We start from the raw sequence: 26,825 nt of genomic DNA on the forward strand, positions 1-26,825 counted from the left end.
AGGCGTAAGGGTAACTCAGAGAAAAAGGGTTAGATATTAGACAGATACAATATGACACATTTGCGGCATTTTTTTGACGCTGGCGTCTCAGTGAGCAGATCACTACAATCTGCGCCTTTCCAGTTAAGTGAGCGAGTCGTAGTGGAACAGTTTGACGTTATCATCATTGGTGCCGGTGCCGCAGGGCTGTTCTGCGCCGCCCAGGCCGGGCAGCGGGGACGCCGCGTGTTACTGCTGGATAACGGCAAAAAGCCGGGACGTAAAATTCTGATGTCTGGCGGTGGCCGCTGCAACTTCACCAATCTCTACACCGAACCGGCGGCGTATCTGTCGCACAATCCTCATTTCTGTAAATCGGCGCTGGCGCGTTATACCCAGTGGGATTTTATCGATCTGGTTAATCGCCACGGCATCGCCTGGCACGAGAAAACCCTGGGCCAGCTCTTCTGCGACGACTCCGCCCAGCAGATTGTCGATCTGCTGCTGGCCGAATGTGACAAGGGCAATGTCACCCTGCGGCTGCGCAGTGAAGTGCTCAGCGTGGCGCGCGATGAAAGCGGCTATACCCTGCAACTTAACGGCAGCACGGTTCAGGCGGAGAAGCTGGTCATCGCCAGCGGCGGTCTGTCGATGCCAGGCCTGGGCGCCACGCCGTTTGGCTATAAAATAGCGGAGCAGTTCGGGCTGAGCGTCTTTCCGACGCGGGCGGCGCTGGTGCCCTTTACCCTGCACAAGCCGCTGCTGGAGCAGTTGCAGACGCTGTCAGGCGTCGCGCTGGAGACCACTATCGATGCCCAGGATGGCACCCGCTTCAAAGAGGCGATGCTGTTTACCCACCGCGGCCTCTCCGGCCCTGCGGTGTTACAAATCTCCAGCTACTGGCTACCCGGAGAATTCGTCACTATCGATCTGTCGCCTGCCACGCCGCTTGAGGCGTTTCTGACGGCGCAGCGTGAAGCACACCCTAATCTCAGCCTGAAGAACAGCCTGGCGAAAATCCTGCCGAAGCGTCTGGTGGAAGTATTACAGGCGCTGAAGGTGGTGCCGGATATCACTCTGAAGCAACTTAACAGCAAACAGCAAACCGAGCTGGCGCAGACGCTGCACGCCTGGCGCATTCAGCCAAACGGTACCGAGGGATATCGAACTGCTGAAGTGACACTGGGCGGCGTGGATACCACACAGCTCTCCTCGAAAACGATGGAGGCGCGTGCGGTGCCGGGACTTTACTTTATTGGTGAAGTGGCTGATGTCACCGGCTGGCTGGGCGGCTATAACTTCCAGTGGGCGTGGAGTTCCGCCTGGGCCTGCGCCCAGGCGTTGTAAGGCGCTTACCAGCGCTGATGCACGTGAGGCGCGATCTTCTCCTGATAGATCTGTTTCAGTGCCGCCATCGTATCTGCAGAGAGCGCATCGATATCGCTGGCGCGGGCATTGGCTTCAGCCTGTTCGCGGTTTTTCGCGCCAGGGATCACTACGCTGACATCTTCGTTCATCAGGATCCAGCGCAGGGCAAACATCGCCATGGTGGTGTCGCCAGTGACAAAGCGGCGAATCTCTTCAACCGCCTCCAGCGCCACCTCATAAGGTACGCCGGAAAAGGTCTCGCCTTTATCGAACGCTTCGCCATTACGATTAAAGGTGCGGTGGTCGTCAGCGGCAAACACGCTGTCGGCACGCATTTTGCCGGTCAGCAGGCCCGACGCCAGCGGCACACGGGCGATGATCGCCACATCACGGCGTTTCGCTTCACGCAGCAGCAGTTCAGCCGGACGCTGGCGGAAAATGTTATAGATCAGCTGAATTGACGAGACGTTTGGAAACTCCAGCGCCTTCAGACCTTCTTCAACTTTCTCAACGGAGACACCGTAGTGACGGATTTTTCCGGCAGCGACCATCTCATCCATCACCGCAAAGACGTCCGGGTTGTAGTAGACCTCGGTCGGCGGGCAATGCAGCTGCACTAAATCCAGCGTGTCGGTTTGCAGGTTCTCGCGTGAACGGTCAATAAAGGCGTTGAGGTTTTCAGCATTGTAACCTTCAGCCACATGTGGCGAGAGGCGACGCCCCAGCTTGGTGGCGACAAACGGACGTTCACCGCCGCGCTGATTCAGCACCTCTGCGATGATTTTTTCGGAACGGCCATCGCCATAGACATCGGCGGTATCAATAAAGGTAATGCCCGCATCCAGCGCAGCATTCAGCGCGGCTTTGGCATCCTCCATGCTCACTTCCCCCCAGGTTCCGCCAATGGCCCATGCGCCAAAGCCAATTTCGGAGACGCGCTGACCGGTACGGCCCAGTGTTCGTAGTTTCATGCAAACATTCCTCGATGCGTTTCAGACAGGGTGACAGAAAGCGGCTAACCAATGAGCTTAGCGCTTCCTGGCAGAGAGGCGATGTGACGTCGTTGCAGACCTGCACGGTAAAAATACGATGCTGCTACGCCATGCTGCTGGTTACGTTGAAGATTTCAGCGCAAAACGGCATGGGCAAGGTGACTACCGCTTCGCTAATTAATTGATTTTAAGAAATTTCACCCGAAATTAAACAGGCGAGAGTGTGGATTCGGTCACATACTTCAATTTTAAGGCCAACAAGTGGATCGCTATGTTTAAATTTGTTAAGTCGGTCTTTGCCAGTCCGGATAAGTTTCTGCAGATCATGACCCGTCAGGATATCAACGACTCGATCGCTGAAGGTGAGCGCATCATTATTGATGAAAACGGCAATATCTCGGTCAACACGCTGAGCGAGGAAGTCCATGAAGATTTTGCCCGCCACGTGAATACGTTAAAGGGAGTGTGAGGTGGGTACCGCAATATTTATGGTGTTGATGGTCAGTGGTTACTGGTACACCAGCCGTGATTTGAACAGCCGCTTTAAAATCCGTCGTTCGTCGGGCTGGGATGTCTATTTCCTGGTCGCGCTTTACGGTTGTATTTTCGTCCTGCAGGGTGTGTTTGCGACCGGTATCATCTGGCTGGTGCTGCTCTGTATCTCCGGCATCGCCAACGCCGTCCAGATGATCCCCGGCGTCCACCTGAAGTGGCAGGTGGAGTTTATGAACTGGAGTTTCCTGGGCATCCAGGCTCCCGTGGTGATCATGCTCACCTTTGCCATTCTTCTCTGCCTTTACCGCTCAAACTGGGCAGGCAGTGCACGACTGAACGTCTCCGGTCGTAAAGACCTCTATCAGCAGCTGTCACGCTCTAATGGTGTGGAGCAACTGTTATTTCAGTGCATGGAAGAGGGCGAACTGGCGTGGATTACAATGAAGTCGCGCCGCATTTACATCGGCATGATTCATGCTTCGACTTTTGAATATGAGAGCACCAAAAATATCGTGCTGATCCCGATGCTGAGCGGATATCGCGACAGCAAGACGCTGAAGCTGGCGGTGGAACATAACTACAGCAAGTGGTACGCCGAGCACGACATCACGCTCGACTCGAAACCCAAAGATGCGATGTCGTTCCGTAAAGTGATCATGGTTGACCAGATTGAGAGTCTGTCGCTGTTCGACCCGGCCAGTGCGGCTGCGCTTTCGATGGGACATCCGCAGGAAGTGGAGAAGAGCCAGGGTAATGACGATGCGGACAGCCCGGACGATAAAAGCCGGGATGCCGCGGGTTAATCGAGCCAGGACTGCATCCTGGCTATCAACAATATTGCTTCGCTGCATCCCTTAACAGATCGGTGAAGTTGTAGATATCGTTGAGTGATGTAATCGGATGGCGAGTCTCTTTTTTCTCGCCATCAAACATCCCGATATATAGCTGACTGCGATTGAAGTGAAGTCGACAAATTGGCTTACGATTGTTGTCATCGATTAAAATACCAAGATAACTTTGAGTATCCCGGAAAGTGATACGCTGAGGTTCAATAACTTTTCGGATTATTGATTTTATGATGTGAAACCCTTCTATCTCCATTTCTGTAGTGACAATCATGCCGCTTTCAGCCTCGTTCTTGTCACTGCTGCTTTTTGCCGAATCCTCGTTATTAGGTTGTGGCGAAACCATCGCTCCACCGCTGATCGCGGATTTGAGTCTTTCATTCACCTGATCATTTAGCCACTGAGTAGCAGCTTTTTTAGTCAGTACAGAGAATTGCTCTCTGACTTTCTGCGTGAGTATGCCGTCATATACACGTGAGGCAAAAAGTTTAACGAAGTCCTCATCGGGTTCACTGAACTGACTGGAAATCATCTTCTTTATCTGGCTGATAAATTTAAGTTCACCAGCTGCACTGACAATCGAATCAACATCAAAAGCACTTTTGGTGAGCTTAACCAGCTCTGGAACCACGTGTTCATCAATATCCAGCAAATCCAGTTCTAAAAATGGCTTTTCATCCATTTTGTTCGGCGCATCCAGATCGGTAAAAAATTTATAGAGCTGGCCATTTGTTAAAATGGAAATTCGCGCGTTAGTCACATGGAAGTAACGGAAGAGTTGCGAGGCGTGTTTAACATTTAACGGTTCGCCAATCTTTTTGCATTCAATCAGGATCTGAATCTCTCCGCCTTTAGAAATGGCGTAATCAATCTTCTCACCTTTTTTGGTGCCGACATCACAAATGAATTCAGGTATGACTTCAGTCGGGTCAAATACATCATATCCCAGTATCTGACTGATGAAGGGCATAACAAACGCGCTTTTAGTGGCTTCTTCTGTCTGAATAATTGCTGCTTGCTGCTGAATCTTAGCGGAAAGACCATTGAGGTTATTGAAAATATCCATAGCTCACCCTGTTTTTAGTTCTTCTTAGCCATAGTGTTTAACTTCATTAGCTGAGGTAATGAAGCTTCCGGAATGCAAGAGGTCGTTTTTTATATTTTTACGATACCAATCAATTGGTTAATTGATTGGCACCATTTTGAATTGTTCCTTCAATTCAGGATAAAGTAAGAAAAAATTATCAGAAAAAAAGGTAATTGGCTATTTCGCGATCGTTTAGAAAGGTTTTTTTTCAAAAAAATTCACTTTAAAAGGCTGATTTTGAATTTTAACCAGCCACATCACGTATTCGCCAGACAACGCTGACTCGGTTATCAGGCGATCACTCCCCTGAATATGGCCCACCTCACACCATATTTTCCGCCGTAAACAGCCGAAAGGCCACTTTGCCCGCCTGATAGACATCCGGCTGATAGCCGGTTTCGAGATGACTCAGCATCAGATCAATCGCTAAACGGGCATGCTGCTGAGCATGCTGATCCAGGGTAAAGGCCACTTCATCGTTCAGCAGTAGCTGGCGGGTGACATCATAAAGCTCATGGGTGATGTAGGTACATTTACCCAGCAACTGGTGGGCGCGCAGGGTGTCGCTGACATCACTATTCCCCATCCCGGTGTTATAGACCCCTGCAATCGCCTGCGACGGACGCAGATGGCGAGCCAGTTCACTGCGAATGGTTTCCCGCTGATCCTGACCCGACAGCACTTCACGCAGATGACGCTGCGGCGCGCGCTGCTCCATGGCCTCACGAAATCCCGCGATGCGCTGACGATGGGCGCGGTAATCAAAACGGCCACTGACCATCATAATGTCGCCGGGCTGATTCACTGTCTTACTCATCAGCAGTCCGGCTGTGCGTCCCGCCTGATACTGGTCGATACCAACATGACACAAGCGGTCGGCATCGGGCAGATCGGTGACGATGGTGATCACCGGCACATTGCGGCTGCGGCACAGCGCCAGTGCCCGATAGATGGGCGGCGAGTCATGCGCAAAAACAATGATGCCGTCGCGGGTGCTGCTGCGGGCGATAATGCTTTGCGCCAGCTGCTCAGGCTGCGCTTCGGCCACCAGGGTTTTGTGTAGTTTCAGGCGGCGATAGCCAAGCTGACTGGCGACCTCGCTGAAATGGGTGGTGAGCTGCTGAAAAAAGGATGAGCCGTTATTGCTGAGGAACACCTCAATCTGCCACGGATGCTGGTACTCCTCTGGCAGCAGACGCTTCAGCCCCACTTCGCGTGCGGCTTTCAGGACTTTACGGCTGGTCTCCAGGGAGACGCCGCCGCGCTCATTCAGCACCCGATCGACCGTCGCAATCCCGACGCCTGCCATTTTTGCCACCACCTCTAAGGTGAGCTTTTTCATTCAGACTCCATGCGAAAATGGCAAATTGACTGCTGCCTGCCAGACTGTTTATCTCTTCTAACCGGTTAAAAGTAAAAGATAAAGCGATTTAATGATGGAAAACCATCAACAGCGCTACGCCGTGGGGTTTTACCTGCAGTGCGGTCGTCTGGCTAAAAAGCACAACTGGCCGCTGCCTGGGCAGATTTACCGTTAAGCTTGTGACGAGACAATCAACGAGGAATGAATATGGCTCAGCAAAAAGAGGTTCTGATTATTGGTGCTTCACGCGGTATCGGTCTGGCGGTGGCGCAGGCCTTTGCCGATGAGGGCTGGCAGGTCACGGCCACGCATCGCAGTGGCATCCCGGAGCAGGGTAACCGGCCAGACATTCACTGGCATTCGCTGGATATGACCCACTCATCAGCGGTTCAACAGTTTGCCAGCCAGCTCAGTGGCAAGTCGTTCGATGCGATTCTGATTAACGCCGGGATTTCCGGGCCTGCGCACCAGAAGGTGTCGCAGAGTGACGATCAGGCGCTGGCGCAGCTGTTCCTGACCAATGCGATAGCCCCGGTTCGCAGCGCAGAGATCCTGTTGCCGCTGCTGAAACAGGATGGCGTGCTGGCGCTGACCTCATCCCAGCTCGGCAGCCTGAATGAAAATCCGGAGGCGCAGATGCCGATTTACTCGGCAAGCAAAGCCGCACTGAATATGCTGAGCCGCACGCTGACTCCGGCAGTGGAAGCGCAGAGCGGGACGCTGCTGACGCTGCATCCCGGCTGGGTGAAAACGGATATGGGCGGCGAGAGTGCGCCCCTGACGGCAGAAGAGAGTGCCGCCGGTATCGTCCAGCAGCTGATCCAGTGGCGCGGTCGTGGTGGTCATCACTATGTCGATTACGCCGGCCAGCAACTGCAGTGGTAGGCTGAAGCGGGGCGGTTACGCCCCGATGTCACGCAGCGCTTTACCCTTCATCAGATTGCGTTCAATGTGCTCCAGCGTCACATGTTTGGTCTCCGGCACCAGCATCAGCGTCAGCACGATAAACACCAGGTTGAGTGCGCCGTAGAACCAGAAGGTGTTGGCATTACCCAGCTGATCCAGCATGGTCAGGAAGGTGGCGCCAACAATCATATTGCCGACCCAGTTAGTGGTGGTGGAGGCGGTAATGCCGAAATCACGCCCTTTCAGTGGCTGAATCTCTGAACAGAGCAGCCAGATCACCGGTCCGGCCGCCATCGCAAAGCCGACGATAAACATCAGCAGCATCGCGACAGCAAAGTATTTGCGGAAATCTGTTTCAACGCCGATGTGCAATAGCGTTCCCAGCACGCCCATGCCAACCGCCATCACCAGAAAACTGGTGGTGAGCATCGGCTTGCGACCCCAGCGATCGACAAAGAAGATCGCAATCAGCGTGGCCAGCATATTAACCAGCCCGACAATCACTGTGCCCCACATCTGCTCGCTGGTGCTGGAGAAGCCGGCGATGTTGAAGATTTTAGGCGCGTAATACATCACCACATTCATACCGGTAAACTGCTGCATAACCTGTAGCAGCATACCCAGCCACACCGCGCGGCGGAAATTGCCATTAGAACGGAACAGCGACCAGCCGCGCTGCTTCACCTGCAGGCTTTCCCGGATCTCTTCCAGTTCCTCCCGGGCCTGTTCGCTGCTGTTACGCAGCCGATCCAGCACCCGCTGCGCCTCGTTAAAGCGTCCGTGCGCCGCCAGCCAGCGCGGACTGTTGGGCAGAAACAGCACGCCGATAAACAGGATCACCGCCGGAATGGCGATCACGCCGAGCATCCCGCGCCAGTTACCGCTGTAGCTGAACGCGGTGTCGGAGAGATAGGCCACGACAATGCCGGTGGTCAGCATCAGCTGGTACATCGAAATCATTGAGCCACGAATACGTTCAGGCGCAATCTCCGCCAGATAGAGTGGCGCGGTGTAAGAGGCGATTCCCACCGCCAGACCCAGCATCACGCGGGCACAGACCAGCGACTCCACATCCGGTGAGAAGGCTGACCACAGCGAGCCAATGACAAACAGCGTCGCGCCCGCCAGCATACTTTTCTTGCGTCCCAGCTTTGATGACATCCAGCCCGCCGCCAGTGCGCCCAGCGCCGCGCCAAACATCATCGAACTCACTACCCACTCCTGCTGATGGTTAGTGATTTGCAAATCCTTCGCCAGAAACGGCAAGGCACCTGCAATGACGCCGATATCCAGACCAAATAGCAGGCCGGACAGCGCAGCCATAAAACAGACGAACCAGGTAAAGCGGTTCTGTTGATTTCCCGATTTTTTTGCCGCGACCATGCGAGTCTCCTTGCGGGGGTTCTGTGTCAATATTGTTAATGTTATGTAAACATAGTCGATGCCAGTGTGGGGGCGATCACACTTCCGGCTATCACCGGTGCTACACAGCATTGCCTCGATTAGAAAGCATCAGAGATCAGCGGGTTGGTTCAGGAGAGGGAAACCGCGGCCGGGGCACGATTACGCAAAACAGGGCGCGTCAGGTCAGGTTTTGCAACTGCCCGCCTGCGGCATTACACTGCCGCTTTACTGCTATTGATTGAAGGTGCTTATGTCTGAACCTTTCCAGCGTCAGCCGCTGCCTCTGCCGGGCGGTCATAAAAAAGTCCTGCTGCACTCCTGTTGCGCACCCTGCTCGGGTGAGGTGATGGAAGCGATGCTGGCATCCGGCATTGAATACACGATCTATTTCTACAACCCGAATATTCATCCGCTCAAAGAGTATGAGCTGCGTAAAGAGGAGAATATTCGCTTTGCCGAAAAATTTGGTGTGCCGTTTATTGATGCGGACTATGACCGGGATAACTGGTTTGAGCGGGCGCGCGGCCTGGAGTGGTCACCGGAACGGGGTGAACGCTGCACCATGTGCTTTGATATGCGCTTTGAACGTACGGCACTCTATGCCCATGAGAACGGCTTTCCGGTGATGACCAGTTGCCTGGGTATTTCGCGCTGGAAAGATATGAAGCAGATTAACAGCTGCGGAGTCCGCGCAGCGGCGGCGTATCCGGATCTGATGTACTGGGATTTTAACTGGCGTAAAGGCGGCGGGTCATCGCGCATGATTGAAATCAGCAAGCGCGAGAGTTTCTATCAGCAGGAATATTGTGGCTGTGTCTATTCACTGCGCGACACCAATCGTCATCGCGTCACCCAGGGACGTGAGCGTATTCAGATTGGTGTGCAATATTATCAGCCGGATGAATCCTGATTAACCTATTTCGCGGAAAGCGTCTGATGGCGCATATCCGCGCGCTGAGCGCGTAACAGGCCGGACTGTTACGCCACAGCTCTGCTTTATGCTTTCCGCCCGACCGTAACTGCACAGCGCACAGGGATCATCAACGTCGTCCAGCTGCTGCTTTGCCTCGTCCTTCATCAGACGTTTACGGCAGACGCTCGGCGTGCAACCCATAATCTGCTTAAAAGATCGGGTAAAAGATTGCTGGCTTTCAAAATGGTATTTCAGCGCCAGGCTGATGATGGGCGTGCGGCTGTTTTTTAAATCATGAACACTGGCGTTAAGCTTTTTCTTACGAATATATCGCGCCAGGGTTTCATTATGATAACGGGCAAAAAGTTTCTGTAAATACCACTTAGAGTAACCCGACTTTTCTGCAATATCATCAACGCTTAAACGCTGATCCAGATTATTATTAATCCACTCAGTGATAGAGACGATCACGCTTTCGTTATATTTATTTTCGTTCATAGAACCCCCTGTTTGATTTAAGAAGATTCTAAAATATTTATCTTAATGTGCTTATTCTTTGCGTAAAGATTTTTCAGGATTTTAATCGTTATCTCTGAAGATATTCATTTGAGGGGGTGTTATTAATAAAAAAGATGAATTGTGATTAATCTGTTGGTAATTGTAGGTGAATGAATAAGTGATTTCGCGAGACAATAATCTAAACGAGCCGTGAGTCCGCAGCCAGACTCACGGTTTACCTTGCCGGAATCTCTGTAATCACGGCTATAGCACGGCACATCAATAGATTTTTGGCTGCGACATGCCAGGCTTACGGCTCACCTTTAACCTGGAGAACCCCCCGGATGAGCCCGACATACGCGCTGAAAAAACCGCTTGCCGCCTTGCTCACCTCGCTGGCGTTATTTGCTCATGCGCCTGCCAGTGCCGCTGGTGTGTATGGCGAACAGCTGGAAGGATTTCAATACCCCTATCCGTTGCAGCATTTTGATTTTAAATCCCAGCAGCAGACGCTGAGTATGGGCTATATGGATGTGAAACCGGCGCAGCGGGCCAACGGCGAAACCGTGGTGCTGATGCACGGTAAAAACTTCTGTGGCGCGACCTGGGAAGAGACCATTCGCGCACTCAGTCAGCAGGGATATCGCGTTATCGCGCCCGACCAGATTGGCTTCTGCAGCTCGACCAAGCCAGCCAGTTACCAGTACAGTTTTCAGCAGCTGGCAGATAACACCCATCAGCTGCTCGCCCGGCTGGGTGTGAAGAAGGCGGTGATTATGGGTCACTCCACTGGCGGAATGCTGGCAACACGTTATGCGCTGATGTACCCGGAACAGACGCAGAAGCTGGTGCTGGTTAACCCGATCGGGCTGGAGGACTGGAAAGCCAAAGGCGCACCGTGGCGATCAGTGGATCAGTGGTATCAGCGCGAACTCAAACTCAGCGCAGAGGGCATTAAGAAGTATGAGCAGCAGACCTACTATGTCGGTCGCTGGAAACCCGAATATGACAAGTGGGTTGATATGCTGGCCGGACTCAACAGCGGGCCAGGCCACCAGAAGGTGGCATGGAACTCCGCCTTAATCTACGACATGATCTTCACTCAGCCCGTATTTTATGAATTCGGCGATCTGAAAGTGCCCACCACGCTGATGATCGGCACCTCAGACACGACTGCCATCGGCAGTGATATCGCCCCGGCAGAGGTGAAAGCCCGGCTGGGTGATTACGCGGTACTGGGGAAAGAGGTCGCAAAACGCATTCCGGGGGCGCGCTTAATCGAATTCCCCGGTATGGGACACGCGCCGCAAATGGAAGAACCGGCAAAATTTAACCAGACGCTGCTCGACGATCTGGCGCGTCCCTGAACCGTCAGGCGCTGCGGCGCCTGACCTTAGATCGCCACGCGTTTCTGCTTTTTACTGAGGTACATCTGCTCATCGCTGTCGTGCAGCAACTGCTCCAGCGATTGCGGATGCGCCGCGTCAAACTCCACGACGCCGGACGAGAATTGCAGGCGGTAACGGCGGTTCAGACTGACTGATTGCTGTTGCAGATAACGGTCAAACTGCAGGAGCAGCGCTTCGCTCTGCTGCTGCTGCAGACCATTAAACAGCACCACAAACTCATCGCCGCCCAGACGGGCAAACAGATCCGAATGCTTAAACACCACTTTCATCGCATCGGCAAAGTCCATCAGCGCGCGGTCGCCTTCGCGGTGGCCCAGCGAGTCATTAATCTGCTTAAATTTGTCGAGATCGAGAAAGGTCAGGCAGGCGGGCCGGTTTTTCAGCCGGCACTCGTTCAGCACCATCTGTCCCAGCGTCATAAAGCCGCGACGATTGGTGATCTGCGTCAGTTCATCACAGGTGGCAGTCTGAAAGGCGACCAGTTCCGCTTCGGCCATGGCGGCCAGGTCGCGCATCGTGGCCTGATCCTCTTCATTAAACTGACGCGGTTCACGACCAATGATACAGAGGGTACCCATTTTAGCGCCGCCCGGTGCCCGCAGCGGACAGCCGGCATAAAAGCGGATATGCGGTTCGCCGGTAACCAGCGGATTATCATAAAAACGTTCATCTTCTGCGGCATCTTCAACGATCATAATCTCATCCTGCAGGATGGCATGACCGCAAAAGGAGATGTCGCGGGGCGATCCTGCGGGTTCATAGCCCTGAGCGGATTTAAACCACTGATGATCAGCTTCCAGCAGGCTGACTAACGCGATAGGAACGTCATACAGGCGGCGCGCCAGACGGGTTAAACGATCAAATCGTTCTTCCGCTGGTGTGTTCATTATGTTCAGCGCACGCAACTGCGATAAACGTTGTGCCTCGTCGGCAGCGATTTCAGGTGCTTTCATCACAGAGCCCTTTATTTTTTTAGCTCAAGCCAGGTTCTGGTGTTTGCCTTACGGCGAAGAAGAAGAGCGTGACATAGCCATCACGCTCTTTATAGGGAGGGGATCAGAGCACTTTTTGTTCGGCGAGATCAAGGGCGAAATAGCTGAAAATCAGGTCTGCACCGGCACGTTTAATCGCACCCAGGCTTTCCAGCACCACATTGCGTTCATCAATGGCACCGGCCTGAGCGGCAAATTTGATCATCGCGTATTCACCACTCACCTGATAAGCCGCCAGCGGCAATTCGGTACGTTCACGGATATCGCGCAGGATATCCAGATAAGCACCTGCCGGTTTCACCATCAGTGAATCCGCGCCCTGCGCCGCGTCGAGCAGCGATTCACGGATCGCTTCACGGCGGTTCATCGGGTTCATCTGGTAGGTTTTACGGTCGCCTTTCAGCGCCGTTCCGGCCGCTTCACGGAACGGGCCGTAAAACGAGGAGGCGAATTTGGTGGAGTAAGACATGATGGCGGTCTGAGTGAAGCCCGCGGCGTCCAGTGCCCGGCGAATCGCCTCAACCTGACCATCCATCGCCGCTGACGGGGCGATGAAATCCGCACCGGCTGCGGCGGCAACGACGGCCTGCTTACCCAGGTTTTCCAGGGTTGCATCGTTATCGACGCCGTGATCACACAACACGCCACAGTGGCCGTGGCTGGTGTATTCACAGAAGCAGGTGTCAGACATCACGATCATTTCTGGCACGGTATCTTTGCAGATGCGGGACATACGTGCCACCAGACCGTTCTCGTTCCAGGCATCGCTGCCGGTGGCATCGGTGTGGTGCGAAATACCGAAGGTCATCACCGAGCGGATACCCGCTTTGGCGATGCGCTCAATTTCATAGGCGAGACGTTTTTCCGGAATACGCATCACGCCAGGCATCGCCTGAATCGCTTTGTAATCGTCGACTTCTTCTTCAACAAAGATGGGCAGAGCCAGATCGTTCAGGCTCAGTGAGGACTCCTGGAACATTTCACGCATTGAGGCGCTGGCGCGCAATCTTCTTGGGCGCTGGATAAGGGAATAATCAGACATTTTCATTCTTACGCAGGTGAAAAAAGTGACAACAGTTTACTCCCTTTGCCCGCGAGGGATGAAGGTTTGTGTGCGGTAAGAGAGGGGGAAAAGAACTCTCCCGCCGGACGGCGGGAGAGCAGAACGATTACTCGTTGATATCCGGATGCTGCTGCACCAGGTTTTTACGTTTCGCTTCCAGGCGGGAGATCTCTTCGTCGATATCTTCGATTTTGTGCTCGATGTTATCGTGATGTTCCTGCAGGATTTCGCGCGCCTCTTCCATATCAGAAGCCGCCGGTGTCGCGCCTTTCAGGGGCTTATTGGCAGTTTCTTTCATGTACAGACCGGTAATCAGACCAATCACTGCCACCACCATCAGATAGTAGGCTGGCATGTAGAGGTTATTGGTCGTTTCTACCAGCCAGGCGGCAAGCGTTGGCGTCAGACCGGCAACCAGTACCGAGATGTTAAACGCACTCGCCAGCGCACTGTAGCGGATGTGCGTTGGGAACATCGCAGGCAGTGAAGAGGCCATCACGCCAGTAAAGGCGTTGAGGATTACCGCCAGCAGCAGCAGACCACCAAAAATCAGTCCCAGTACGCCACTGTTGATCATCATAAAGGCAGGAATCGCGAAGATCATCAGGGCGATACTGCCGATGATGACAAACGGACGACGGCCGAAACGGTCACTCATCATGCCGATCATAGGCTGGACAAACAGCATACCGATCATGATGGCGATGATAATCATCACACCGTGGTCTTCGCTGTAGTGCAGGTTATGTGACAGGTAGCTCGGCATGTACGTCAGCAACATGTAGTAGGTGACGTTAGTGGCGATAACCAGACCGACACAGGAGAGCAGGCTGCGCCAGTGTTTGGTCGCAATCTCTTTAAACGATACCTGTGGACCATCCTGCAGGCCTTCGCGGTCGCCCTGTTCCAGTTTGTCTACGTGCTGCTGGAATGCCGGGGTCTCTTCCAGCGCATGACGCAGGTAAAGACCGATAATTCCCAGCGGCAGCGCGACGAAGAACGGAAGACGCCAGCCCCACTCAAGGAAACTCTCTTCTCCGATAATGGAGGAAATCAGCACCACCAGGCCCGCACCGAGCACGAAGCCCGCAATCGAACCAAAGTCGAGCCAGCTTCCCATAAAGCCGCGTTTACGGTCAGGCGAATATTCGGCCACAAAGATTGAGGCACCGGTATATTCACCGCCCACCGAGAAGCCCTGAGCCATCTTCGCTAACAGCAGCAGAATAGGTGCCCAGATGCCGATGGAGGCGTAGGACGGTATCAGGCCGATACAGAAGGTACTGACCGACATGATGATGATGGTGATGGAGAGGATTTTCTGACGACCATATTTGTCGCCCAGCATACCGAAGAACAGTCCACCCAACGGGCGAATCAGGAAAGGAACAGAGAAAGTGGCGAGCGCCGCAATCATCTGAACGCCCGGTGAAACGTCCGGGAAAAAGACCTTACCCAGCGCATAGGCCACAAAGCCATAAACACCGAAGTCGAACCACTCCATCGCGTTGCCCAGAGAGGCCGCGGTGATGGCTTTACGTAAACGGGTATCATCGATGATAGTCACATCATCGATCCCAATTGGTTTTACACGCTTCCTACGCAATTTCATAGAATTACCCTGTATTGGAACACGAAAGTCCTCAACGGCGCGAGCCGGGTGTGAGTCGTTCAGACCGCTGCGTTGAGAAATTTAAGCATAGCCGTAAATAAGCACTGTTTATGCGCCGGCAGACACAATAATTACTGTTGTGATTATTGCGAACAGCGACAGAGTATACCGTTTTTGTGTGATATCTGTCATGTTTGGGCTACATCCGGCCTGTTTTTACAACAAATAGAGCTGTTTGCAGCCGCAGAAAAATTATCACTGAGCGTGACGACCGCCGTTTTTTTCAGCAAAACAGGGTCAAAGAGAGGGAAGTTACGGGCCATGCTGGCACCGGAAGCGGTTATCCGCTTTGCATCACAGGGCGGAGAGCAGAAAGATGAGTGAATGTTGCTCGACTGGCGGTTCAGCTGCCATCTGCTCTGGTTCAGACGTCGGGTTCCTGCCGGGTCTGAAGAGCCAGCTCCCGTTCAATCGGCTGTTCGCCCCGATCGGTCAGCCAGGCAACCAGCGCCGTGTTGTCCATCGGGCGGGCATAATAATAGCCCTGGATAAAGACCACGCCGCGCCGTTGCAGATAGCTGAACTGTAACGCGGTCTCAACGCCTTCTCCCAGCACTTCCAGCTCAAGCTCATGGCTGAGCTGGATAATGGCGTCCAGCACCGGCGTTCTGCCTTCCAGAGATTCAATCGCGTTGATAAAGCCGCGATCGATTTTCAGATAATCTATCGTGAAGGTCTGTAAATAGCTCAGCGAACAGTGACCGGTCCCAAAATCATCAATCGCGACCTTCATTCCGCAACCACGTAACTGCTCCAGCTTGCGAGCCACCTCAGCGCCATCTTTGATCAGGCTGCGTTCGGTCAGCTCAAGGGTAATCAGGAACTGCTTATCTTTGATCCGTTCGGCAAACTGCAGCATATCGTCGACAAAGTCAGGATGCTGCAGATGATCCGCCGCCACGTTAATGGCCAGGTGGAAATGGGGCTCAACCTGCCACGCCTGCACATCCTCTGCAATTAAATCGAGCAGATGGCGGGTCAGCGGCACAATCATGCCTTCCGCTTCTGCTGCGCCGATAAAAATATCTGGCCGCACGCCTTTACCGTCGGGCGTTGTCCAGCGCAGCAGGGCTTCAGCACCGCTGCAGCGTTGCAGCCGGTTGTCATAGACCGGCTGATAGTGCGCCCTGAACTGGCCGCTGGTGATGGCCCGGCGAATCTCATCGCGCCATGAAATACGCCGTTTCAGCCAGTTCGCCATCAGCATCATCAGCAGAATAGAGAAGATAGCGGCCATCGGCATGATGATAAACATCACCTGACGCCAGGCCGAGATCAGTTCAGAGGGTGAGGCAATGAGGGTGACAGAGAGCGGATAGCGATGGGAGATAGCCTGGTAAATCATGGGTTCAAACCAGCTGGACGCGGCGATGTGTGGATCGCCAAACGAGATCGGCGCGCCGCCGCTGAACGTCATGCTGAAATGATAGAGATGGCTACTGCTGATCGCGCGCATAAAATCGATCAGATACTGGCCATCAATCACTGCCCAGAATCCCTCGCCATCGGGCAAATCGCGCATAAAAATCACGGCCGGACGATTCGGTACGCCCGATGTCCCGGCAATGGACAGACTCCACCAGGCTTTTCCGGTAACCGGCGCGTCGCGCATGATCATCTCTTTCAGCAGGCCTGGGCGTGAACCATACACCGACGAGCAGGCGATGTGATCCTGCTCCATTTTACCGATCGCGCGAAAATAGGGGTTGAGCGAGCCAATGCGCTGCAACTGGTTTTCAATCTGGCTGCAGGGCTGATGATGAAACTGGCGCAGCACGGTAATCATATCCCAGGCGCTGTCGCTCATTCTTTCAGCCTGAGATAACAGCGTATTCGCCGCGGTGACCTGCTGCTGATACACGGTGTGGCGCGCATCCAGGGCGGTGAAAAAAATGCCAATAATCAGAGGCAGCACGCCGGAAATAATAATCACCAGCCTGGCGTAGTCGCGTTTTCGTTTCAGTAGCGGCACCGCTGAATCCTCTGAGTATTATTGGTGTTATGCGGAGGTGCTGATCAGTGGCGCAGCATAGCATCTCTCCGGGCGGTGCAGATTAGCGTTTTTGCGATCAGGAGAACTGACTAAGGTCAATTATCGACCAGACATTGCATTTTTTGACAGGTTGTTTGGTTTTCGTTGCGATGCAGCAAAACAATCAGGTGAAAACGGGAGGCAGGCAGGGTAAAAGGCCGATCCGCCGCAGTGGCCAGGAGAGACCCTGGCCCGTCACAGGGCGGGCGCAGGGCAGGACGTTTTACTTAATCGGCAAAATAGATCTGTTTCAGCGCTACTTCAACGCCGCGCAGTTCGGCAAGGCCTTTCAGGCGGCCAATGGCGGAATAACCGGGATTGGTGCGCTTATGCAGGTCGTCCAGCATCTGATGGCCGTGATCGGGACGCATGGGAATCGCCCGCAGGTTGCCCGCCCGACGGCGGCGCTGCTCTTCCGCCAGAATAACCTTGATCACGCCGACCATATCGACGTCGCCCGCCAGATGCGCTGCTTCATGGAAGCTGGCCGGGTTTGCCTCGCGTTTCGTGGCGCGCAGATGGATAAAATTAATGCGGTCGGCATAGGTTTCCGCCATCTCAACCAGCGCATTGTCGGCACGCACGCCATAGGAGCCGGTACAGAAACAGAAACCGTTGTGCAGACTGTCCACGGTTTCTTTCAGCCACTGCATATCTTCCTGGGTAGAAATAATGCGTGGCAGGCCCAGAATAGGACGTGGTGGGTCATCCGGATGCACCGCCAGTTTAACGCCCGTTTCCTCCGCAACCGGCACGATGGCGCGCAGGAAGGTGGCCATATGCTCGCGCAGTTTCGCTTTGTCGATGCCGTCATACTGCGTCAGCTGCGCCTGAAACTGCTCCAGGGTGTAACCCTCTTCGGCGCCTGGCAGACCGGCGATAATATTGCGCACCAGGGTGCTTTTCTCTTCTGCGCTCATGGCGGCAAAGCGCTGAGCGGCGGCCTGCTGCTCGGCAGCGCTGTAATCCTGCTCCGCCCCCGGACGCTGCAACAGATAAAGCTCGAAGGCCGCGAAAGCGTCGGCGTCGAAGCGCAGCGCTTTTGCGCCATCCGGCAGCGTCCAGGCGAGGTCGGTTCGCGTCCAGTCCAGCACCGGCATGAAGTTGTAGCAGACGGTATCAATGCCGCAGGCGGCCAGATTGCGTATCGACTGCTGATAATTAGCGATATAGCGAAGGTAGTCACCACGCTGGGTTTTAATCGCCTCATGGACCGGGATGCTCTCCACCACCGACCAGACCAGACCTTTTTCCGCCAGCAGTGCCTGACGCGCTTTAATCTCCTCAACCGGCCACACCTCGCCGTTAGGGATATGGTGCAGCGCCGTCACAATGCCGGTCGCGCCCGCCTGACGCGCATCATCCAGTGAGACCGGGTCGTTGGGGCCGTACCATCGCCATGTATGTTCCATTTTTACTCCTCAACTGTGATGTGGCCCAGTGGTCAGGCCGCTGGACCAAGAGTATGATAGTGGACAAAACAGGGCCGTGATCCGGATCGCAGCATGACAAACTGCATCGGTGAAGAGATCGCTTTTACGTGCAATCAGAGGAGAGGGTGATGACGCTGCCAGTAATAAAAACCGAGCGCCTGTACCGTCAGATCGCCAACGTCATCATGGCCGGTATCACGCGCGGTGACTTTGTGGCAGGTGGTTTACTGCCACCGGAGCGTGAGCTGGCAAAACAGCTGGGTGTCAGTCGTTCATCAGTGCGTGAAGCATTGATTGCGCTGGAGATGACCGGCTGGGTCGATATCCGCACTGGCAACGGCGTTTACGTCGCCCAGCCGCTGCCGCAAGCCGCGGTTCCGCAGGAGAGCGAAACCTGCAGTCTGCAGGATCTGTTGCAGGCACGTGAAGCCTTTGAAGGGATGCTGGCAGGATTTGCCGCACGTAACGGCACTACCGTTCAGCGGGCAGCATTGCTGGCGCTGACCGCTGAACTGCAGCAGTACAATGAAAACGACGCGGCCTTTCTGGAGCAGGACAAGCGCTTCCATCTGCTGATCAGTGAGATGAGCGGCAATGATGTATTACGCGACCTGCTGGAGCAGTTATGGAACCGGCGCCACAGCCCGCATGTGCAGCGACTGGAGCGCCATTATGCCGATAACAGCTTCGCGCAGGAGATGAACGCTGACCATCAGCAGATCGCCAATGCGATTGTGGCGGGCGATGAAGCAGCAGCCCGTCAGGCGATGGAGAGCCATCTCCAGCACGTGCAGCAGCGGCTACTTGGTTAATGCCCGCGCCCGCTTGGGTCGTCCGGTGCCCAGCATAATCGCCAGACGGCTGCCGCCTGGCGTGGTTTCCATCAGAATTTTAGTAATGCTGGTGAGCGGCACCGAGAGCAGCATGCCGACCGGACCGAGCAGCCAGCCCCAGAACACCAGCGACAGAAACACTACCAGTGTCGATAAGCCAAGACCGCGGCCCATCAGGCGCGGCTCCAGCATATTGCCAAACACCATATGAATCGCGGTAAACAGCGCCGCCACCATCGCGGCATCAAACAGGCTGTTCAGTAACAACGCCTGCAGGAAGGGCGGGATACCGGCGATAATCGGGCCGATATTGGGAATAAAGTTGAGGATAAACGCCACGACACCCCATAACAGCGCAAACTTCACATCCAGCAGATAGAGACTCAGCCAGACCGCGATGCCGGTTATCAGACTCACCAGGGTTTTCAGCGCCAGATAGTGCGTGACGCCTTTCAGCGCTTTATGCAGTCCGGCGATGCGGATTTTCGGATTCACCAGCGCGTTGCGCATTTTATAGGGCAGGTGATGGACCTCAAACAGCATAAAGACCACGGTCAGCACCAGCAGCACGGTATTGGTCATCGCGCCGGAAAAGCCGCTCAGTGCCACGGTAGCCAGGTTCATCATGGTATTAGGATCGAAACGCTGTACCAGCGCATCGGTTGAAATATTAAGATGAAAGCCCGCCGCCAGATGTTGCAGCACCGTCATTTTCTGCTCCATGGTGGCGCGCAGTTGCGGATAGAGATCGGAAAACTCGCTCATTGAGCTGGCAATAATGGCACCCAGCAGCACGAGAGCGCAGAAGATCACCGTGATCACCAGTCCAATCGCCAGTCCACGGCGGAAGCCACGCCGCATCAGCATCGTCACCAGCGGATTCAGCACAATGGCAAAGAACGCCGCCAGCAGAAGCGGGACCAGAATGTCTGACGCTGCCCGAACCCCGGCGAGGATAATGACCAGCATCGCCAGTTTTATCAGAATATTTTGTCCGATCTTTTCCCGTTGCAGCTCGCTCATTCTCTCTCTCATAACGTAATTTGGCTGTTGAAAGTGTAGCTGAAACAAAATTAACAATCTGATTTATCAGAGAAACGGTAAAGCGCGGTGGCAGGTGGGTGATGTAATCAGCGCCACAGCACTCAGCTATCGCGGCAGAGCAGCAACTCCCCATTGTGCCGGTTTTAACCCGCCTTTCTGCTGCACGTCCAGGCAGGGGCAGCCGCCCGATAACCGTGTCATTAAGATGCGCCAGTGGCGAAAGCGGGTATAGTTAAAGGATAAACCTTATCATTCAGCCAAATACGAGCGCGAGGACTCATGCCTGAACAACCTGCCGCGGAACCGAACACCCCATCCGGAAACCTGAACATCTCTCTGCTGATCCTCTCTATCGTGGCCTACAACTTTGCCAGCTATCTCACTATCGGTCTGCCGCTGGCGGTATTGCCAGGATGGGTGCATGACCAGCTGGGCTTCAGCGCATTCTGGGCGGGCCTGGTGATCAGCCTGCAATATGTGGCGACGCTGCTGAGCCGCCCACACGCCGGACGCTATGCCGATCTCTGGGGGCCAAAGAAAGTGGTGGTGACCGGCCTGGTGGGCTGTCTGATCAGCGGGTTGTGTATTTTGCTGGCGGCGCTCATCGAATCACCGCTGTTAAGCCTGACGCTACTCTGCGTGGGCCGCTTGATTCTGGGCGTGGGTCAGAGTTTTACCGGCACCGGCACCTCGTTGTGGGGTGTGGCGCGGGTGGGTTCGCTGCACATTGGCCGGGTTATCTCCTGGAACGGCATTGTCACTTATGGCGCGATGGCGATTGGTGCGCCGCTCGGCGTGGTGATATTCCGGGCGGGTGGCCTGCTGTGGCTGTCGCTGGTCATTGTTGCTATCTGCGTGGTAGGCATCGTCTGCGCGGTGCCGCGTCCGGCCGTAAAAGCCAGCCGGGCCAGACCCCTGCCGTTTCGTGCGGTGCTGGGGAAAATCGCCGGTTTTGGTGCGATTCTGGCGATGGGTTCGGCGGGTTTCGGTGTCATCGCCACCTTTATTACCCTGTTCTATCAGGATAAAGGCTGGGAAGGGGCCGCCTTTGCGCTCTCCCTGTTCAGCGGCGCTTTCGTCGGCGCGCGCCTGCTGTTCCCGAATGCGATTAACCGCCACGGCGGTCTGCGGGTCGCAAGCATCTGTCTGGCGGTTGAAGCCGCCGGACTGTTTCTGGTGGCCGCAGCGGGTGATCCCTGGATGGCAAAAGCGGGCGCATTTCTGACCGGTGCCGGGTTCTCGCTGGTATTCCCGGCGCTGGGCGTGGTGGCGGTAAAAGTGGTGCCGCAGCAGAATCAGGGCAGCGCGCTGGCGACCTACACCGCCTTTATGGATCTGTCGCTGGGGATAACCGGGCCACTTGCCGGATTCATCATGACTTATGCGGGTGTCTCACGCGTCTACCTGCTCACGGCGCTGCTGGTCTGCGTCGCTTTTTTCTGCACGCTGCGCATGCAGCGGCGTCAGGCGGTGTTGCCGGCAGCAGACGATTCTTCAGGATAAAAAAAATGGCCCAGCAGCGGGCCAGAACGTCTTTTCAGACACAGATAAACCGATTAATGGTGCGCGCAAAGCGCAGAACAGGATTCAGGCTTGCAGCAGTTCAATACTGTTGCGGATCTGGCGTTCAACCTCCGCAGGGGTCCAGTTGCTGAGCTGACTGGAGAAAGGCTCAAAGGCATAAACGCCCTTATAGCCAAGCATCTCCAGCCGCTTCACCTGCACCACGCTCTTCAGTACATCGTTATCACTCAGCATGATGCGTTCTTCATCGGTCAGTTCGGCGGTCGGACGGCGATCTTCCACGCCCGAAAGGTGCACCAGACCAATCTGGTTAACATCAATGCCGGCTGGAAACTCCTGCTCAGCCTGCTCATAGAGATGATGGTGAAAGGTATCCAGCAATAACTTAAAGGGCACGTCCGCCGCGGCGATCAATTGCTGCGCTTGTACCGCCGAACGCAGCGAGCTGACCGGAAAACCCAGCGGCTCCACCAGCCCCTGAATGCCATAGTGGGCAAAACGCGGGGCCAGCTGCTGCATCGCCGCCTGGGTTTGCTGAGGCGACACGGCAATCCCCTCATTCAGCGGACACATGACCAGCGCCTTTGCACCAATCTGTTGTGCTGTCTGTAACAGTGCTTCGGCCCGGGCCAGTAGCGCGTCATCAATGCGGTTAAACGGATAGAGCGCATTAATGGTGATGATATCAATATGATACCTGTCGGTCAGAGCGCGCAGCTGATCGGTGCTGAGATCGTCAGTGACGCTGCCGCCCGGCATGTCATTACGCAGTTCAACCTTGCTCAGCCCCAGACGCTGAACCAGCTGAAAAAATGCCTCCAGCGAGAGCCGGGGCGCAATTTTGCGGTTGATACAGAAACGGGTTGGATCGATGGCCATGCGCTGACTCCGGGACAGGAGGATGATGTGACCAAAGAGAACATTTATTTCATTGATAGTGAATAATGAAACACAAATTATTAGATCAGCCTCGCATTAATTTCATATTCCGTTTCAGCCTGATGCATAAAGGCTGGATCGACTTCGCAGTAAAACGCTCAAACCACTCCCCGGCTATTACCCTGCTACGCTAAGGCTGGCCGCTATTAGTGGCCTCCCGTCATCGTGATGCCGGGAGAGACTAAGTGGCGGGAAAAATGCGATCTGTGCCGCTAAAATCAAATTTTCCAAAAAGAACCATTTGAAAAATTTGTTCCACTGTAATAGCTTCATAGCACGCTTTCAGGTTTGCCTGGTCAGGCAGTGTGGCAGGTCGCATGGTCCGTCTGCAGGGAACTTAACCATCTAAAGAGGCAACATCATGACAATCATAGGTAACTTTATTGGCGGTAAAACCACTTTCAGCGCCAGCAACGAAACCATTCCTGTTTACGATCCGGCAACCGGCAAAGTGGTACGTGAACTGACGCAAAGTACCGCTGATGAAGTGGCCCAGGCGATTGGTGTCGCGCATGACGCTTTTGCCGCCTGGTCGAAAACCTCGCCGCTGCGTCGCGCCCGCGTTCTGTTCAACTTCAAAGCCCTGATGGAGCAGCATCGTGACGAGCTGGCGGCGCTGATTGTCTCTGAGCACGGCAAAGTCTGGTCTGATGCGCTGGGTGAACTGACGCGTGGCATCGAAGTGATTGAGTTTGCCTGCGGGATCCCCCATCTGCTCAAAGGCGAATATTCCCCGAACGTCGGCAGCGGCGTTGACAGTTACTCGCTGATGCAACCGGTCGGCGTCGTGGCGGGCATTACGCCGTTTAACTTCCCGGCGATGGTGCCGCTGTGGATGTTCCCGATAGCCCTGGCCTGCGGTAACACCTTTGTGCTGAAGCCACCGGCGCTGGATCCTTCTGCGGCAGTGCGTATGGCTGAACTGCTGACCGAAGCGGGCCTGCCCGATGGCGTATTTAACGTCGTACACAGTTCCAATGAAGATGCTGAGCAGCTCTATAAAGATCCGCGTATTGCCGCGGTGAGCTTCGTCGGTTCTTCTGGCGTGGCTGAGCATATCTATAAAACCGCCAGTGCCCACGGCAAGCGGGTACAGGCGTTTGGCGCGGCGAAAAACCACGCTATCGTTATGCCGGATGCCGACCTGGATGCCACCGTCAACGCCATTATGGGCGGTGCGTTTGGCTCTGCTGGTGAACGCTGCATGGCGCTGCCGGTTGTGGTCGCCGTGGGCGATGATACCGCCGACAAGCTGATCGCCCGTCTGACTCCGCTGGTGAACGCGCTGCGTATCGGCCCTGGCATTAATCAGGGCGCTGATGAAAATGAGATGGGACCGGTCGTTTCAGCGGCGCACCAGAAGAAAGTGCTGGGCTACATCGACAAAGGCGAGCAGGAAGGCGCGAAGCTGGTGGTCGATGGGCGTAACGTGCAGGTTGCAGGTCACGCCGAAGGTTACTACGTCGGCGGCACGCTGTTTGATCATGTCACCTCTGAGATGGTGATCTGGCGTGAAGAGATTTTTGGGCCGGTGCTGAGCATCATGCGCGCGCCGGACTACGACAGTGCGCTGCAACTGGTTAACAGCCATGAATTCGGCAACGGCAGCGCGATTTTCACCAGCAACGGTCACACCGCACGTGAGTTTGTGCAGAACGTTGAAGCGGGTATGGTCGGTGTCAACGTGCCGGTTCCGGTGCCGATGGCGTTCCACAGCTTCGGCGGCTGGAAGCGTTCAGTGTTTGGCGCGCTCAATGTTCATGGGCCGGATGGCGTGCGTTTCTATACCCGCATGAAAACGGCCACCGTACGCTGGCCATCCGGTCAGCAGACTGTGTCTGAATTCAGTATGCCAACCTTAGGCTGATTCATTTCAACGCTGATCCCGGTGCGCGACCGGCAGGATAATCTGCCGGTCGCTTTGTTCGCTGGCACCGCGCCCGCGAGCCCACCGCAGCGTCAATCGTGACAGAGAGGAGTATCAGGATGTCTTTACTGTCGAAAGCACAAGCCCCTGACGCGCAGGGTCGTATTCAGCATGTGACGCCTGAGCGCGCCGGCTGGCGTTATGTGGGATTTGATGCCTATTTGCTGAAGAAAGGGGAAACCCTGCGCCTCAGTAGTGGTGACAAAGAGCTGTGTCTGGTGCTGGTGGCCGGGCTGGCCTCGGTAAAAACCCGCCATGCTGATTTTCCCGGTATCGGTCAGCGCATGTCGCCTTTTGAGCGCGTACCGCCTTATTCCGTTTATGTGCCGCATGATGATGAAGTAGAGGTTTACGCTGACAGCGATCTTGAGCTGGCGGTCTGTAATGCGCCCGGTCAGGGGAATCTGCCTGCGCGCCTGATTGCGCCAGCCGATGTCGGCGTTGAGCATCGCGGAAAAGGGCGCAACCAGCGCCTGGTTCACAATATCCTGCCTGACAATGAACCGGCTGATAGCCTGCTGGTGGTGGAAGTCTATACCAACGAGGGCGATACCAGCTCTTATCCCAGCCACAAGCACGACCAGGAGGAGAGTGAAAACGAAACCTACCTGGAAGAGACCTACTATCACCGTTTCGATCCGGAACCTGGCTTTGCCATGCAGCGCGTTTACACCGACGACCGTTCCCTGGATGTCTGTATGGCACCCTATAATCGCGACGTGGTGATGGTACCGCGCGGCTATCATCCGGTAGCGACGCTGGCGGGATACAATAACTACTATCTGAACGTGATGGCGGGGCCGGTGCGGTTGTGGAAATTTACCTGGGAGAAAGATCACGCCTGGGTGAACAGCGACAGCTATCCGCGGAAAGCGTAAGTCATCGCAGAAAAATAAACAGCAATCACGGTTTATAACCCGCGTTCATATCAGTAAAAAGGGCAGCCTGTCGCGCTGCCCTTTTTTGTGTGTGGAACTCAGCTGGTCTTTGCGTTGTTCAGTGCCAGCGAAACCGCCAGCGTCTGTGCCAGGCAGAGTGAAGCGACCTGCGAACGGAAGCCATCGACCTGCGCTTCACGTACCACAAAGCAGACATCGCTGAAGGCGGCCAGCGGACTGACCTGACTGTCGGTAATGGCAATCTGATGCGCACCGCGTTTGGCACCCATTTCAACCACCTCGACCGCTTCACGTGCATAAGGCGAGTAGCTGATCGCAATCACCACATCTTTCGGGTTTACCAGGCTGAGCTGCTCGGTAAACATCCCGCCCAGGCCATCAATCAGGAAAGCGCGGCGCTCAAGATGACGCAGCGCGTAGACCAGGTAGGAGGCGACGCTGAAAGAGCGGCGCAGGCCGATAACATAGATATTCTCAGCCTCATTCAGCAGTTTCACCGCTTTGTTCAGCTGCTCAGGATTAACCTGCATCGCCAGCTGCTGCAGCGCCTGGCTGTTAACCATGGTAAAGACGTTGAGGATTTCCGCCGGACTTTCAGGCGCACTGGCGCTGTCGTCCGTGGAGGTCTGGCGAAACAGGCGAGCGCGCTCGGTATAGTTGACCGTCTCCTCCATCAGATGCTGACGAAAAACCTGTTTCATTTCGTTGAAGCCGCTGAAGCCAAAAGCATTCGCAAAGCGGATCAGCGTCGACGGTGGCACATCGGCCTGTTGAGCAATCGAGGCGACGGTATCGAAAGCAATACTGTTACTGTTATCAAGGATGTAGCGCGCAACCTGTTTAAGACGCTTGCTCAGCGTTTCGTAGCGGCGACGAATATCGTCCTGCAAGAGAGAAAGTTGGGTGGGATTATTGTTCATCACTTCTGCCCGTATAATTAGAATAATGGCTGCATAATGAGCGCTATAGTATCAGATGGATGGAAAATTTCATTTCTTTGCGTCAACGACGCGGTTTATTTCATGGCTTTATGAAATGGTTCACAGATTAGCCTCAGCACCCGAGGCGCGCCTCTGCACAGGCAATAATGGGGTGGAAACCCGGATGAAATCACAGCAGGGGAGGAAGGATAATCAGTAAAAATGCCATTCTGATTGGAATGGCGTGAGATTGCTGAGGCATCGGGTCTGGCAGCAACGCATTAGCTA

The 26,825-nt window shown here is 54.8% G+C and carries 23 protein-coding genes; 10 read left to right on the forward strand and 13 right to left on the reverse strand.

Features of this window, described 5'->3' with window-relative positions; genetic code table 11:
* Nucleotides 1-141: 141 nt before the first annotated feature.
* Nucleotides 142-1,326, forward strand: a complete 1,185-nt coding sequence (locus ACO6VX_RS16660) for an NAD(P)/FAD-dependent oxidoreductase (RefSeq protein ID WP_010671506.1) — start codon at nucleotides 142-144, stop codon at nucleotides 1,324-1,326.
* 5 nt (nucleotides 1,327-1,331) lie between these two features.
* Here the strand turns inward: ACO6VX_RS16660 and ACO6VX_RS16665 are convergent, their stop codons facing one another.
* Nucleotides 1,332-2,318, reverse strand: coding sequence for an aldo/keto reductase (locus ACO6VX_RS16665; RefSeq protein ID WP_060681249.1), 987 nt, complete (start codon nucleotides 2,316-2,318; stop codon nucleotides 1,332-1,334).
* 292 nt (nucleotides 2,319-2,610) lie between these two features.
* On the opposite strand from ACO6VX_RS16665, the gene ACO6VX_RS16670 reads away from it, so the two are divergent.
* Both ACO6VX_RS16670 and ACO6VX_RS16675 read left to right on the forward strand, forming a co-directional pair.
* Nucleotides 2,611-2,808, forward strand: coding sequence for a hypothetical protein (locus ACO6VX_RS16670; protein WP_010253388.1), 198 nt, complete (start codon nucleotides 2,611-2,613; stop codon nucleotides 2,806-2,808).
* 1 nt (nucleotide 2,809) lies between these two features.
* Nucleotides 2,810-3,637, forward strand: coding sequence for a hypothetical protein (locus ACO6VX_RS16675; protein ID WP_010253387.1), 828 nt, complete (start codon nucleotides 2,810-2,812; stop codon nucleotides 3,635-3,637).
* A 25-nt stretch (nucleotides 3,638-3,662) separates the two neighbouring features.
* Here the strand turns inward: ACO6VX_RS16675 and ACO6VX_RS16680 are convergent, their stop codons facing one another.
* Together ACO6VX_RS16680 and ACO6VX_RS16685 are read right to left on the reverse strand one after the other, a co-directional pair.
* Nucleotides 3,663-4,745 (reverse strand): type I restriction endonuclease, encoded by a 1,083-nt coding sequence (locus ACO6VX_RS16680; protein WP_010671510.1) that lies wholly within the window; start codon nucleotides 4,743-4,745, stop codon nucleotides 3,663-3,665.
* Between the two features lie 343 nt (nucleotides 4,746-5,088).
* Nucleotides 5,089-6,108, reverse strand: coding sequence for a LacI family DNA-binding transcriptional regulator (locus ACO6VX_RS16685; RefSeq protein ID WP_033773085.1), 1,020 nt, complete (start codon nucleotides 6,106-6,108; stop codon nucleotides 5,089-5,091).
* A 228-nt stretch (nucleotides 6,109-6,336) separates the two neighbouring features.
* On the opposite strand from ACO6VX_RS16685, the gene ACO6VX_RS16690 reads away from it, so the two are divergent.
* Complete coding sequence (locus ACO6VX_RS16690) at nucleotides 6,337-7,014, forward strand: SDR family oxidoreductase (protein ID WP_010253382.1); 678 nt, start codon at nucleotides 6,337-6,339, stop codon at nucleotides 7,012-7,014.
* A gap of 15 nt (nucleotides 7,015-7,029) precedes the next feature.
* Here the strand turns inward: ACO6VX_RS16690 and ACO6VX_RS16695 are convergent, their stop codons facing one another.
* Complete coding sequence (locus ACO6VX_RS16695) at nucleotides 7,030-8,418, reverse strand: sugar porter family MFS transporter (protein WP_010253379.1); 1,389 nt, start codon at nucleotides 8,416-8,418, stop codon at nucleotides 7,030-7,032.
* 271 nt (nucleotides 8,419-8,689) lie between these two features.
* Here ACO6VX_RS16695 and ACO6VX_RS16700 point away from each other — a divergent pair, with 271 nt between their 5' ends.
* Nucleotides 8,690-9,349, forward strand: a complete 660-nt coding sequence (locus ACO6VX_RS16700; protein WP_022623997.1) for an epoxyqueuosine reductase QueH — start codon at nucleotides 8,690-8,692, stop codon at nucleotides 9,347-9,349.
* On the opposite strand, the gene ACO6VX_RS16705 is transcribed toward ACO6VX_RS16700, so the two are convergent.
* Nucleotides 9,350-9,850: a helix-turn-helix domain-containing protein gene (locus ACO6VX_RS16705; protein WP_422458232.1), complete on the reverse strand. Its 501-nt coding sequence runs from the start codon at nucleotides 9,848-9,850 to the stop codon at nucleotides 9,350-9,352.
* Nucleotides 9,851-10,194: 344 nt separating this feature from the next.
* Here ACO6VX_RS16705 and ACO6VX_RS16710 point away from each other — a divergent pair, with 344 nt between their 5' ends.
* Nucleotides 10,195-11,217 carry an alpha/beta fold hydrolase gene (locus ACO6VX_RS16710; RefSeq protein WP_010671513.1) on the forward strand — a complete coding sequence of 341 codons (1,023 nt, stop codon included), beginning with the start codon at nucleotides 10,195-10,197 and terminating at the stop codon, nucleotides 11,215-11,217.
* 26 nt (nucleotides 11,218-11,243) lie between these two features.
* Here the strand turns inward: ACO6VX_RS16710 and ACO6VX_RS16715 are convergent, their stop codons facing one another.
* From ACO6VX_RS16715 to uxuA, 5 genes are all read right to left on the reverse strand, one after another.
* Nucleotides 11,244-12,212, reverse strand: a complete 969-nt coding sequence (locus tag ACO6VX_RS16715) for a GGDEF domain-containing protein (protein ID WP_010671514.1) — start codon at nucleotides 12,210-12,212, stop codon at nucleotides 11,244-11,246.
* Nucleotides 12,213-12,315: 103 nt separating this feature from the next.
* On the reverse strand, nucleotides 12,316-13,293 hold the full coding sequence (gene hemB, locus ACO6VX_RS16720) for a porphobilinogen synthase (protein WP_010671515.1): 978 nt from the start codon (nucleotides 13,291-13,293) through the stop codon (nucleotides 12,316-12,318).
* A 127-nt stretch (nucleotides 13,294-13,420) separates the two neighbouring features.
* The gene (gene proP / locus ACO6VX_RS16725; protein WP_010253365.1) at nucleotides 13,421-14,926 is read right to left on the reverse strand and encodes a glycine betaine/L-proline transporter ProP; all 1,506 of its coding nucleotides are present in this window, start codon (nucleotides 14,924-14,926) and stop codon (nucleotides 13,421-13,423) included.
* A gap of 424 nt (nucleotides 14,927-15,350) precedes the next feature.
* A complete protein-coding gene (locus ACO6VX_RS16730; protein ID WP_159227129.1) occupies nucleotides 15,351-16,958 on the reverse strand; it encodes an EAL domain-containing protein in 1,608 nt (535 codons plus the stop codon).
* 287 nt (nucleotides 16,959-17,245) lie between these two features.
* The gene (uxuA, locus tag ACO6VX_RS16735) at nucleotides 17,246-18,430 is read right to left on the reverse strand and encodes a mannonate dehydratase (protein ID WP_010253360.1); all 1,185 of its coding nucleotides are present in this window, start codon (nucleotides 18,428-18,430) and stop codon (nucleotides 17,246-17,248) included.
* A gap of 149 nt (nucleotides 18,431-18,579) precedes the next feature.
* Here uxuA and ACO6VX_RS16740 point away from each other — a divergent pair, with 149 nt between their 5' ends.
* Nucleotides 18,580-19,263: a FadR/GntR family transcriptional regulator gene (locus tag ACO6VX_RS16740; protein WP_010253357.1), complete on the forward strand. Its 684-nt coding sequence runs from the start codon at nucleotides 18,580-18,582 to the stop codon at nucleotides 19,261-19,263.
* Here ACO6VX_RS16740 and ACO6VX_RS16745 read toward each other — a convergent pair.
* Nucleotides 19,252-20,307, reverse strand: a complete 1,056-nt coding sequence (locus ACO6VX_RS16745) for an AI-2E family transporter (protein WP_010253354.1) — start codon at nucleotides 20,305-20,307, stop codon at nucleotides 19,252-19,254. The genes ACO6VX_RS16740 and ACO6VX_RS16745 overlap by 12 nt on opposite strands.
* Nucleotides 20,308-20,607: 300 nt before the next feature.
* On the opposite strand from ACO6VX_RS16745, the gene ACO6VX_RS16750 reads away from it, so the two are divergent.
* A complete protein-coding gene (locus ACO6VX_RS16750; protein ID WP_033773075.1) occupies nucleotides 20,608-21,831 on the forward strand; it encodes an MFS transporter in 1,224 nt (407 codons plus the stop codon).
* 84 nt (nucleotides 21,832-21,915) lie between these two features.
* Here ACO6VX_RS16750 and ACO6VX_RS16755 read toward each other — a convergent pair whose 3' ends face one another.
* Nucleotides 21,916-22,731, reverse strand: coding sequence for a TIM barrel protein (locus ACO6VX_RS16755; protein ID WP_033759068.1), 816 nt, complete (start codon nucleotides 22,729-22,731; stop codon nucleotides 21,916-21,918).
* Nucleotides 22,732-23,152: 421 nt separating this feature from the next.
* Between ACO6VX_RS16755 and ACO6VX_RS16760 the strand changes: the two genes are divergently transcribed.
* Nucleotides 23,153-24,658, forward strand: coding sequence for a CoA-acylating methylmalonate-semialdehyde dehydrogenase (locus ACO6VX_RS16760; RefSeq protein ID WP_010253344.1), 1,506 nt, complete (start codon nucleotides 23,153-23,155; stop codon nucleotides 24,656-24,658).
* Between the two features lie 119 nt (nucleotides 24,659-24,777).
* Nucleotides 24,778-25,596: a 5-deoxy-glucuronate isomerase gene (gene iolB / locus ACO6VX_RS16765; RefSeq protein WP_010671521.1), complete on the forward strand. Its 819-nt coding sequence runs from the start codon at nucleotides 24,778-24,780 to the stop codon at nucleotides 25,594-25,596.
* A gap of 98 nt (nucleotides 25,597-25,694) precedes the next feature.
* Here the strand turns inward: iolB and ACO6VX_RS16770 are convergent, their stop codons facing one another.
* Nucleotides 25,695-26,537 (reverse strand): MurR/RpiR family transcriptional regulator, encoded by an 843-nt coding sequence (locus ACO6VX_RS16770; protein ID WP_010253340.1) that lies wholly within the window; start codon nucleotides 26,535-26,537, stop codon nucleotides 25,695-25,697.
* Nucleotides 26,538-26,825: the final 288 nt, after the last annotated feature.

The organism is Pantoea sp. BJFS-204, assembly GCF_049310725.1.
Lineage (GTDB): Bacteria > Pseudomonadota > Gammaproteobacteria > Enterobacterales > Enterobacteriaceae > Pantoea > Pantoea agglomerans.

Excerpts from the sequence above, each read along its gene's own strand:
- ACO6VX_RS16665 (WP_060681249.1), bottom strand. The coding sequence starts at position 2,318 with ATGAAACTACGAACACTGGGCCGTACCGGTCAGCGCGTCTCCGAAATT.
- ACO6VX_RS16670 (WP_010253388.1), top strand. The coding sequence starts at position 2,611 with ATGTTTAAATTTGTTAAGTCGGTCTTTGCCAGTCCGGATAAGTTTCTG.
- ACO6VX_RS16680 (WP_010671510.1), bottom strand. The coding sequence starts at position 4,745 with ATGGATATTTTCAATAACCTCAATGGTCTTTCCGCTAAGATTCAGCAG.
- ACO6VX_RS16685 (WP_033773085.1), bottom strand. The coding sequence starts at position 6,108 with ATGAAAAAGCTCACCTTAGAGGTGGTGGCAAAAATGGCAGGCGTCGGG.
- ACO6VX_RS16690 (WP_010253382.1), top strand. The coding sequence starts at position 6,337 with ATGGCTCAGCAAAAAGAGGTTCTGATTATTGGTGCTTCACGCGGTATC.
- ACO6VX_RS16695 (WP_010253379.1), bottom strand. The coding sequence starts at position 8,418 with ATGGTCGCGGCAAAAAAATCGGGAAATCAACAGAACCGCTTTACCTGG.
- ACO6VX_RS16700 (WP_022623997.1), top strand. The coding sequence starts at position 8,690 with ATGTCTGAACCTTTCCAGCGTCAGCCGCTGCCTCTGCCGGGCGGTCAT.
- ACO6VX_RS16705 (WP_422458232.1), bottom strand. The coding sequence starts at position 9,850 with ATGAACGAAAATAAATATAACGAAAGCGTGATCGTCTCTATCACTGAG.
- ACO6VX_RS16710 (WP_010671513.1), top strand. The coding sequence starts at position 10,195 with ATGAGCCCGACATACGCGCTGAAAAAACCGCTTGCCGCCTTGCTCACC.
- ACO6VX_RS16715 (WP_010671514.1), bottom strand. The coding sequence starts at position 12,212 with ATGAAAGCACCTGAAATCGCTGCCGACGAGGCACAACGTTTATCGCAG.
- hemB (WP_010671515.1), bottom strand. The coding sequence starts at position 13,293 with ATGTCTGATTATTCCCTTATCCAGCGCCCAAGAAGATTGCGCGCCAGC.
- proP (WP_010253365.1), bottom strand. The coding sequence starts at position 14,926 with ATGAAATTGCGTAGGAAGCGTGTAAAACCAATTGGGATCGATGATGTG.
- uxuA (WP_010253360.1), bottom strand. The coding sequence starts at position 18,430 with ATGGAACATACATGGCGATGGTACGGCCCCAACGACCCGGTCTCACTG.
- ACO6VX_RS16740 (WP_010253357.1), top strand. The coding sequence starts at position 18,580 with ATGACGCTGCCAGTAATAAAAACCGAGCGCCTGTACCGTCAGATCGCC.
- ACO6VX_RS16745 (WP_010253354.1), bottom strand. The coding sequence starts at position 20,307 with ATGAGCGAGCTGCAACGGGAAAAGATCGGACAAAATATTCTGATAAAA.
- ACO6VX_RS16750 (WP_033773075.1), top strand. The coding sequence starts at position 20,608 with ATGCCTGAACAACCTGCCGCGGAACCGAACACCCCATCCGGAAACCTG.
- ACO6VX_RS16755 (WP_033759068.1), bottom strand. The coding sequence starts at position 22,731 with ATGGCCATCGATCCAACCCGTTTCTGTATCAACCGCAAAATTGCGCCC.
- ACO6VX_RS16760 (WP_010253344.1), top strand. The coding sequence starts at position 23,153 with ATGACAATCATAGGTAACTTTATTGGCGGTAAAACCACTTTCAGCGCC.
- iolB (WP_010671521.1), top strand. The coding sequence starts at position 24,778 with ATGTCTTTACTGTCGAAAGCACAAGCCCCTGACGCGCAGGGTCGTATT.
- ACO6VX_RS16770 (WP_010253340.1), bottom strand. The coding sequence starts at position 26,537 with ATGAACAATAATCCCACCCAACTTTCTCTCTTGCAGGACGATATTCGT.